The sequence below is a fragment of the Nocardioides sp. genome, assembly GCF_031422975.1.
Lineage (GTDB): Bacteria > Actinomycetota > Actinomycetes > Propionibacteriales > Nocardioidaceae > Nocardioides.
In genome coordinates, this window is sequence record NZ_JANPEO010000321.1 from 1 (window position 1) to 7,938 (window position 7,938).

Annotated in this window: 10 protein-coding genes; 2 read left to right on the forward strand and 8 right to left on the reverse strand. The window is 68.4% G+C overall.

All coding sequences use genetic code 11. The features are described from left to right. Positions 1-98: 98 nt before the first annotated feature. A complete protein-coding gene (locus tag RMO85_RS09750; RefSeq protein WP_310528533.1) occupies positions 99-563 on the forward strand; it encodes a hotdog fold domain-containing protein in 465 nt (154 codons plus the stop codon). 1 nt (position 564) lies between these two features. On the opposite strand, the gene RMO85_RS09755 is transcribed toward RMO85_RS09750, so the two are convergent. The 5 genes from RMO85_RS09755 to RMO85_RS09775 form a co-directional block, all read right to left on the reverse strand. Then, a complete protein-coding gene (locus tag RMO85_RS09755; protein ID WP_310528534.1) occupies positions 565-1,431 on the reverse strand; it encodes an amino acid ABC transporter permease in 867 nt (288 codons plus the stop codon). Next, complete coding sequence (locus tag RMO85_RS09760; protein ID WP_310528535.1) at positions 1,431-2,114, reverse strand: amino acid ABC transporter permease; 684 nt, start codon at positions 2,112-2,114, stop codon at positions 1,431-1,433. The genes RMO85_RS09755 and RMO85_RS09760 overlap by 1 nt, the downstream gene beginning before the upstream one ends. Before the next feature lie 79 nt (positions 2,115-2,193). Further along, positions 2,194-3,081 carry a glutamate ABC transporter substrate-binding protein gene (locus tag RMO85_RS09765; protein ID WP_310528536.1) on the reverse strand — a complete coding sequence of 296 codons (888 nt, stop codon included), beginning with the start codon at positions 3,079-3,081 and terminating at the stop codon, positions 2,194-2,196. Positions 3,082-3,147: 66 nt separating this feature from the next. Continuing rightward, positions 3,148-3,924, reverse strand: coding sequence for an amino acid ABC transporter ATP-binding protein (locus tag RMO85_RS09770; protein WP_310528537.1), 777 nt, complete (start codon positions 3,922-3,924; stop codon positions 3,148-3,150). A gap of 100 nt (positions 3,925-4,024) precedes the next feature. Next, the gene (locus RMO85_RS09775; RefSeq protein ID WP_310528538.1) at positions 4,025-5,284 is read right to left on the reverse strand and encodes a glycoside hydrolase family 16 protein; all 1,260 of its coding nucleotides are present in this window, start codon (positions 5,282-5,284) and stop codon (positions 4,025-4,027) included. A 198-nt stretch (positions 5,285-5,482) separates the two neighbouring features. Here RMO85_RS09775 and miaB point away from each other — a divergent pair, with 198 nt between their 5' ends. Further along, positions 5,483-6,988 carry a tRNA (N6-isopentenyl adenosine(37)-C2)-methylthiotransferase MiaB gene (gene miaB, locus RMO85_RS09780; protein WP_310528539.1) on the forward strand — a complete coding sequence of 502 codons (1,506 nt, stop codon included), beginning with the start codon at positions 5,483-5,485 and terminating at the stop codon, positions 6,986-6,988. A 61-nt stretch (positions 6,989-7,049) separates the two neighbouring features. Here miaB and RMO85_RS09785 read toward each other — a convergent pair whose 3' ends face one another. The 3 genes from RMO85_RS09785 to RMO85_RS09795 form a co-directional block, all read right to left on the reverse strand. After that, on the reverse strand, positions 7,050-7,340 hold the full coding sequence (locus RMO85_RS09785; protein WP_310528540.1) for a hypothetical protein: 291 nt from the start codon (positions 7,338-7,340) through the stop codon (positions 7,050-7,052). After that, positions 7,337-7,807 (reverse strand): NUDIX domain-containing protein, encoded by a 471-nt coding sequence (locus tag RMO85_RS09790; protein WP_310528541.1) that lies wholly within the window; start codon positions 7,805-7,807, stop codon positions 7,337-7,339. The genes RMO85_RS09785 and RMO85_RS09790 overlap by 4 nt, the downstream gene beginning before the upstream one ends. A gap of 28 nt (positions 7,808-7,835) precedes the next feature. Next, positions 7,836-7,938: Rv0909 family putative TA system antitoxin (locus RMO85_RS09795; RefSeq protein WP_310528542.1), on the reverse strand; the 103-nt coding region annotated here is incomplete at its 5' end.

Below are 7,938 nucleotides of genomic sequence, written 5' to 3' on the forward strand. Positions count from 1 at the left end.
AGCGTCGACGGGTCAGTTGTCGCCCGGCTCGGGCCCGGTCGTCAGCCCTTGCTCGACTGTCGGCGATCTTGGGAGTTACCGAATGGTAACATCGCCGCATGAGCCAGGTTCAGAAGCTGTGGAACACCACCTCCGCCATCCCCGTCGTCGGCAAGCGGGTCTTCTCCTTTGCGTTCGCGCAGAAGGCGCCCTACTTCGCGACGATCCACCCGCGCTTCACGGTGATCGAGCCCAACCGGGCCGAGCTCGTCATCCCCAAGCGCCGCGGCGTGCCCAACCACCTGGGGACCGTTCACGCAATCGCGCTGTGCACCGGCCTCGAGGCCGCGATGGGTGCGCTGGCCGAGGTGACGATCCCGGGTTGCAGGCGCTGGATCCCGAAGGGCATGGACATCGCCTACACCGCGAAGGCGACCTCCGACATCACCTGCATCGCCGAGACCGACCCCGAGCAGTGGACCGGCGACAACCCCGACGTCGGTGTCCGCGTCCGCGGCGAACGCGAGGACGGCGTGGTGGTGATCGAGGGTGTCATCAAGCTCTGGGTGACGCCGAAGAGGTAGGTCAGACTGCGCTGGCCGACTCGTCGTGCGCTCCGACGTCGGCGACCATCGACACCTGCAGCACCTTCTTCTCGCCGACGAACCTCCGCTGCACGAAGTTGGCCAGCAACATGAGGGCCAGGTTGGTGACGACGTAGCAGGCAGTGACGACCAGCGTCGTGGGCACGATGTTCTGGAACGACAAGGGCAGTTGCTTGGCGATCGAGGTCAGGCCGACGCCGAAGACGATCAGGATCAGGCTGGTGTCCTTCACGGCCACCACGCACTGGCTGATGATTGCCGGGATCATGATCTTCACGGCCTGGGGCAGCAGGACGATGTTCATGACCTGCGTCTTGCGCATGCCGATGGCGTACGCCGCCTCCGCCTGCCCGCGAGGGACGGCGTTGACGCCGGCACGGAACACCTCGGCGAGCACGGCGCCGTTGTAGAAGGTCAGGGCTGTGACGACGGACCAGAAGGCACCGCGAGCGATGGCCATGTCGCCGTAGATGGCGTAGAAGCAGAAGATCATCAGCATGATGACGGGTACGGCGCGGAAGAACTCGACCATCAGCCACGACCCCCAGCGAGCGGGCCGGTGGTCCGAGAGCTTGCCGACGCCGAAGACCAGGCCGAACACGACGGCGCCGAGCACGGACAGCACGGCCATCATGAGGGTGTCGCCCCAGGCTTGCAGGATCGCAGTGAGGTACTTCGGAGTGATGAACGGCTCCCACAGCGCGTACTCGAACTGAGCAGCGTCGGCCAGTCGCTTCACGGCGTAGGCGACGAGCGCGAGGATCGCCACGAGGGAGACGATCGTGTAGACCCGGTGCCGGGCGACGGTCTTGGGCCCGGGGGCGTCGAAGAGGACTGAGCTGGCCATTACGCGATCCTCCAGCGACGCTCGAGCATGAGGGCGACGAGCGAGACCATCTCGACCAGGATGACGTACATCAGGGCGATGCCGAAGAAGATGCCCCAGCGCTCGTCGGCGTGGTTGTTGGTCATGAGCTTCATCTGGGCCGCCGCCTCGATCACGCCGAAGACAGCGGCGACCGAGGTGTTCTTGAGCAGCGCGATCAGGGCACTCGCGACCGGGGGCACGGAGGCTCGGATCGCCTGGGGGAGCACGATCTCGCGCATCACGCCGCTGAACGGCAGGCCGACAGCGCGCGCTGCCTCGGCCTGGCCGAGCGGCACGGCGTTGACGCCGGAGCGGAGCGCCTCACAGACGAAGGTGGAGGTGTAGAGAGTCAGCGCGACGACGGCCGTGGAGAAGAACGAAGTGAAGTCGAAGTCGCCGATGTGGACATCGACGAACTTGAAGTTGATGCCGATCTTGGGAGCGGCGAACTGGAAGAAGAAGAAGACCATCAGCAACGGGGTGTTGCGGACCAGGGTGACGTAGGTGGCTGCCGCCTTGCTGAGTACGGCGATGGGCCCGACTCGCATCGCGACCAGGAGCGTGCCACCGATGAGTGAGAGCACCCCCGAGAGCAGGAACAGCAGCACGGTGTAGCCGAACGCCTGCAGGACCTCGGGGAACTCGTTGATGAAGGCTTCCACGCCGCTCCTCTCTCAGTAGTGAGCCTGAGTCCGGGCCCGCCTCGACGGGGGGCCCGGACTCAGGCGTCGAACGCGTGGGTCAGGACGTGCAGGGGTCGAGCGCCGGGAACTCGGGCGTCTCGGCACCCGAGGCGCCGAGGTTGGCCTCGAACGCCTTCGCCCACGTGCCGTCCTCGTTGGCGGCCTCGAGCGTGTCGTTGATCCACTGGCACATCTCCGGGTGGTCCAGGGAGTAGCCGACGCCGATGCGCTCCTCGGAGAAGGCGTCGCCGACGACCTCCAGCTCACCCTCGTGCTGGGCGGCGTAGCCGAGCAGGATGGTGCCGTCGGTGGTCATCGCCTCGACGGTGCCGTCGAGCACCTTGTCGACGCACTGGCTGTAGGTGTCGAAGCCGACCGGCTTCATGCCCTGGGCCTTGGCGTTGTCGAGCGAGGTCGACCCGGTGACGGAGCAGACCTCCTTGCCCTTCAGGTCGGCCGGACCGGTGATGCCGGAGTCGGTCGGGACGAGCAGCTGCTGGCCGGTGATCATGTACGGGCCGGTCTGGCCGACGACGGCACGGCGCTCGTCGGTGATCGAGTAGGACGCGAGGACGAGGTCGACCTTGCCGTCCTCGAGGAACGGCTCGCGGTTGTCGGAGATGGTCTCGATGTAGTTCACCTTGGAGGTGTCGTTGGGGTCGATGCCCAGCGACGCCACGAGGATCTTGGCGATGTCGACGTCGAAGCCGGTGGGGATGTCCGAGCCGGTCTCGTTGAAGCCCAGGCCCGGCTGGTCGAACTTGACGCCGACGTTGATGGTGCCGGCATCGGCGAGCTCCGCCATGCGCGTGCCGGCCTCGAAGCTGGCGTCCTCGGACGCCTGGACGTCCACGCCCTTGGAGTCGGTGCCGGCGTCACCGCAGGCGGCGAGCGAGAGGGCCAGGCCGGCGACCGCGACGGCGGCCTTGGTTCGGATGAATCGCATGTGCATCTCCCTTGTGTGAACGGTGATGGAGATGCCCCCCATTGGGACAACCCCCGAGACGTGTGGTCAGTGCTTGAGGATCTTGCCGAGGAAGTCCTTGGCGCGATCGGACTTGGGATGGGTGAAGAACTCCTCCGGGGTGTTCTCCTCGACGATCGCGCCGTCGGCCATGAAGACGACCCGGTCAGCGGCGGTGCGCGCGAAGCCCATCTCGTGGGTCACCACGATCATCGTCATGCCCTGCTTGGCCAGGTCGACCATGACGTCGAGCACTTCCTTGATCATCTCCGGGTCGAGCGCCGAGGTCGGCTCGTCGAAGAGCATCACCTTCGGCTCCATGGCGAGTGCGCGGGCGATGGCCACGCGCTGCTGCTGGCCGCCGGAGAGCTGGGCGGGGTACTTGTCGGCCTGGTGCTCGACGCCCACGCGTTCGAGCAGTTCGCGGGCCTTGGTCTCGGCCTCGGCCTTGGCCATGCCGCGGACCTTGATCGGGCCGAGCGAGACGTTCTCCAGAATCGTCTTGTGGGCGAACAGGTTGAAGCTCTGGAAGACCATGCCGACCTCGGCGCGCAGCTTGGCCAGCGCCTTGCCCTCGGCCGGGAGCGGGGTCCCGTCGAGGGTGATCGAGCCCTCGTCGATCGTCTCGAGCCGGTTGATCGTGCGGCACAGCGTCGACTTGCCGGAGCCCGACGGGCCGATCACCACGACCACCTCGCCGCGCGCGACAGACAGCTCGATGTCCTTGAGGGCGTGCAGCGACCCGAAGTGCTTCTGCACACCTGCGAGGACGACGAGTGGCTCACCCCGCCCCGTCGAACGGGGCTCCTGCTCCAACGCGGTCATGTCGGCAACCTATCCACAGATGACCCGATCGGGCTATTGCGGCATGGTCACAGTGTGTGATCCGTGATGGCCCGGACGGGTGGCGCCGGGCCCGCAGCACCTAGCGCGAGGTCGTCGAGGTCGCGTTGTTGTAGACCCTGACCCAGTCGACCTGGGCGGTGTCGTCGAGCTCGTCCGGGGTCAGGTCGTCGAGCTCGTGGTCGGAGGCGAGCATGGACAGCACCAGGTACTGCTGGGCGAGAGAGACGGACTCGGTCTCCCGGTGGTACTCGCGGCCATCGACGCGGAAGATGTACTCCTCGGGCGTCCACTCGACAGAGAAGACGTGGAACTCCTCCCACCAGCGAGCGCCGTCGCTCAGTGCGCGCCGCGCGTCGCCGAAGAGGGCGCCGCGCTTGACGGCGCTCCAGCCCGACTCGTAGTAGGTGACGAACGACCCGATCGTGTCCCGACCGTTCGGGCTGCTGCCGAAGAACTCCATGACGTCGATCTCGGTTCCTGCCGACGGATCGCCGTCGGTGAACGACGTGTCCTGGGGCAGGAGCCAGAAGGAGGAGTGCATGCCCTTGGCCTGCTGCGGCTTCATCCGGGCCGCCAGGATGCCGTGGCCGAACAGGCGGGCCTTCTCGGTCGCGACCTGGCTGGTGAGCAGGAAGGACTGCTCGCCGGCGCCTTCGTCGGTCGTGTAGTGGCAGCGCTGGTCGAGCAGTTCCGGGTCCAGCACGACACCGAGGTGCAGCACTCCGCCCTCGACGCGACGCGCGGCCGGGTCGGTGCGGGCGCAGGTGCGGGGCGCCCAGACGCTCTCGCGGGCCCGGGGCTGGTCGTTCCACACGCTCGAGTCGAGAGTCGTGCCGGAGAAGGTGTCCTCGAAGGTCGGCACCCAGTCCTGCGAGACGACCCGGCCGGTGACGACGTCGCGCCCGCGACTCGTCTCGGTGCGAGCGCGGTAGGTCCCGGGCGGGGCCGCGAAGGCGGCCGATCCCCACGTGTCCTCCAGCCTGCGGGCGACCTTGTGCCACCCGTCGCCCAGCCTGCGCTCCAGCACCACGGCCTGGCCGGGGCGCACCGGCTCGAAGGTGGCCACGACCTGCGACGTGCTGGGCGGCGCCGCGGGCGTCGTGCCCGGCTGCACGATCGGCGGCAGGGCGACGAGGGTGCCGCGGCCGTCAGTGCGACGACTGGGCAGTGACCCCTGCTTGGCACGCGGCTTGGCCAGGGTCGGCACGGAGACTGCGGTCGTCGCCTTGCCGGCGGCGTGGCCCTCGGCGGCGTGGGCCGGTGCCGCGGCGAGAAGAAGGGGAAGGACGAGGGCGGGGGTGGCGACGAGCAGGCTCGTTCGCGTGATGAAGGCGCGCACACAAAACTCCGGGGTGGGAGGTGACCACGGGAAGGGGGGACGGGCCCGGTCGCGACGGGGGGTTCGCGGCGGGCTTGTTACCATTCTGTGGATGTTCTGTGGATGACGTTGCGTTTTCCACAAATTAGTCACAACGGGCTATCCCGCCATGGCATCGATGCGGGCGGCGTGCCCGCCGCGCCGTAGGCTGGGGCGGTCATGAGCACCGCCGTCGAGAGCCAGCCACGCACCTACGAGGTCAAGACCTACGGGTGCCAGATGAACGTCCACGACTCCGAGCGGCTGACGGGGTTGTTGGAGGACGCGGGGTATGTCGCGACTCCGGCTGGCGAACAGGCCGACGTGGTCGTGTTCAACACCTGCGCCGTCCGCGAGAACGCCGACAACAAGCTCTACGGCAACCTCAGCCACCTCGCGCCCGTCAAGGCCCTGAGGCCGGGCATGCAGATCGCCGTCGGCGGCTGCATGGCGCAGAAGGACCGCGACACGATCATCGCCCGGGCGCCGTACGTCGATGTCGTCTTCGGCACCCACAACATCGGCTCCCTGCCGGCTCTCCTCGACCGTGCGCGGTCCCAGGAGGAGGCGCAGGTCGAGATCCTCGAGTCGCTCTCGGTGTTCCCCTCGACGCTGCCCACCAAGCGCGATTCGGCGTACGCCGCATGGGTCTCCATCTCCGTGGGGTGCAACAACACCTGCACGTTCTGCATCGTGCCGGCGCTGCGTGGCAAGGAGAAGGACCGTCGCCCGGGCGAGATCCTGGCCGAGATCGACGCGCTGGTCGCCGAGGGCGTCACCGAGATCACGCTGCTCGGCCAGAACGTCAACGCCTACGGCGTCGAGTTCGGCGACCGGCAGGCCTTCTCCAAGCTGCTCCGCTCCTGCGGCGCGATCGAGGGCCTCGAGCGTGTGCGCTTCACCTCGCCGCACCCGGCCGAGTTCACCGACGACGTCATCGAGGCGATGGCGCAGACCGCCAACGTCATGCACCAGCTGCACATGCCGCTGCAATCGGGCTCCGACCGCATCCTCAAGGCGATGCGCCGGTCCTACCGCGCCTCGAAGTTCCTCGGCATCATCGAGCGGGTCCGCGCGGCGATGCCCGACGCGGCGATCACCACCGACATCATCGTCGGCTTTCCCGGTGAGACCGAGGAGGACTTCCTCGCGACGCTCGACGTCGTGCGGCAGGCCCGTTTCGCCGGCGCCTACACGTTCCAGTACTCACCCCGTCCCGGCACGCCCGCCGCCACCATGGACGACCAGGTGCCCGCGGAGGTCGTGAAGGACCGCTACCTGAGGCTCGCCGAGCTCGTCAACCAGATCGCGTGGGACGAGGGCACGGCGCTCGTGGGCAGGTCCGTCGAGCTCATGGTCGCCGAGGGCGAGGGCCGCAAGGACAAGGCCACGCACCGCCTCTCGGGCCGTGGGCCGGACAGCCGGCTGGTGCACTTCGCGCCCGACTTCTCCACCCTCGTGTCCGTGGAGTCCGTCCGACCCGGCGACATGGTCACCGTCGAGATCACGCGCGCCGCGCCGCACCACCTCGTCGCCGACGGTCCGGTCCTCTCCGTCCGCCGCACGCGAGCCGGCGACGCCTGGGAACGCCGCCACTCCGAGCCGGCCGTGCCCTCGGGGACCGGGCTCGGGATGCCGAGCCTGGGCGTGCCGCCCCCGTTGCCTCCGGCGCCTTCCTGCGGCTGAGCCACCCACGCACAGCGGTGTTCCACGGCCACCTGTCAGGGATCTCGAGCGCTGCCATCGCTCAGGCGGGTGGCTCGACCGAACCGTCCTCGGCCTCCTGGCCGGCCTCGGGGTCCTGCTCGGCGCCCGACTCCGCGTCGTCGGCCTTGCCGTCCGGGGACTGCGACTTGTCGTCGGGCGCGATGATCTCGTCGGGCATCGCCTCCTCGACGGCCGGGTTGGCGACCGGGTCGAGATCGCGGGTGAGGCCCTCGTCGTCGGCGTCATCGGGCAGCGCGTCGACCCCGCCGGGGTTGGGCTCCTTCTCCTCGACGACCGGGTCGGGCTTCGGGCCGAGATCGTGGTCGTTCATCGCTGACCTCCAAGGTCGTTGTCGAATCCGTGGCTCAGGTAACGCTGGGTGCCGCCGAGCCGGCTCAGGGCGTAGGCCTCGTGCGGCACCATCGGCTCGGGCAGGTCGGTGACCTCGCACCAGCGCAGCTCGCCGGCCTTGTCGGGCTCCACGATCCGCGGTTCGCCCTGCCAGGCTCGCGCGGTGAAGAAGAAGTCGACGCGTTCGTCGATCGGCTCGCCGCCTCGGGTGCGCTGCATGGTGAACTCGAACGCAAGGTCCACGCCGGTGATGCCGAGCTCCTCGGTGGCTTCGCGTTGCGCTGCGGCGAATGCCGTCTCGCCGCGCTCGACGTGTCCGGCGGCGGCGGCCGCCCAGTGGCCGTCCATGTAGGGCGTGCCCCGACGCAGCTGCAGCAGCACCTCGGTGCCTCGAGCGCTGTCGCGGAGCAGATAGACGTACGACGCAGGCACCACCACGAAGCTCACGCTCGCCAACCTAGCGGGGAGGCTGGTGCTACCTGATGTCGTCGTTCTTGCCGTCCAGCGAGTCGAGGGCATCGGCAGCCTTGTCGGTGCCGGCGTCGATCTTGTCCGAGAACTTGCCGCCGGTCTTGTCG

Excerpts from the sequence above, each read along its gene's own strand:
- RMO85_RS09750 (WP_310528533.1), top strand. The coding sequence starts at position 99 with ATGAGCCAGGTTCAGAAGCTGTGGAACACCACCTCCGCCATCCCCGTC.
- RMO85_RS09755 (WP_310528534.1), bottom strand. The coding sequence starts at position 1,431 with ATGGCCAGCTCAGTCCTCTTCGACGCCCCCGGGCCCAAGACCGTCGCC.
- RMO85_RS09765 (WP_310528536.1), bottom strand. The coding sequence starts at position 3,081 with ATGCGATTCATCCGAACCAAGGCCGCCGTCGCGGTCGCCGGCCTGGCC.
- RMO85_RS09770 (WP_310528537.1), bottom strand. The coding sequence starts at position 3,924 with ATGACCGCGTTGGAGCAGGAGCCCCGTTCGACGGGGCGGGGTGAGCCA.
- miaB (WP_310528539.1), top strand. The coding sequence starts at position 5,483 with ATGAGCACCGCCGTCGAGAGCCAGCCACGCACCTACGAGGTCAAGACC.
- RMO85_RS09785 (WP_310528540.1), bottom strand. The coding sequence starts at position 7,340 with ATGAACGACCACGATCTCGGCCCGAAGCCCGACCCGGTCGTCGAGGAG.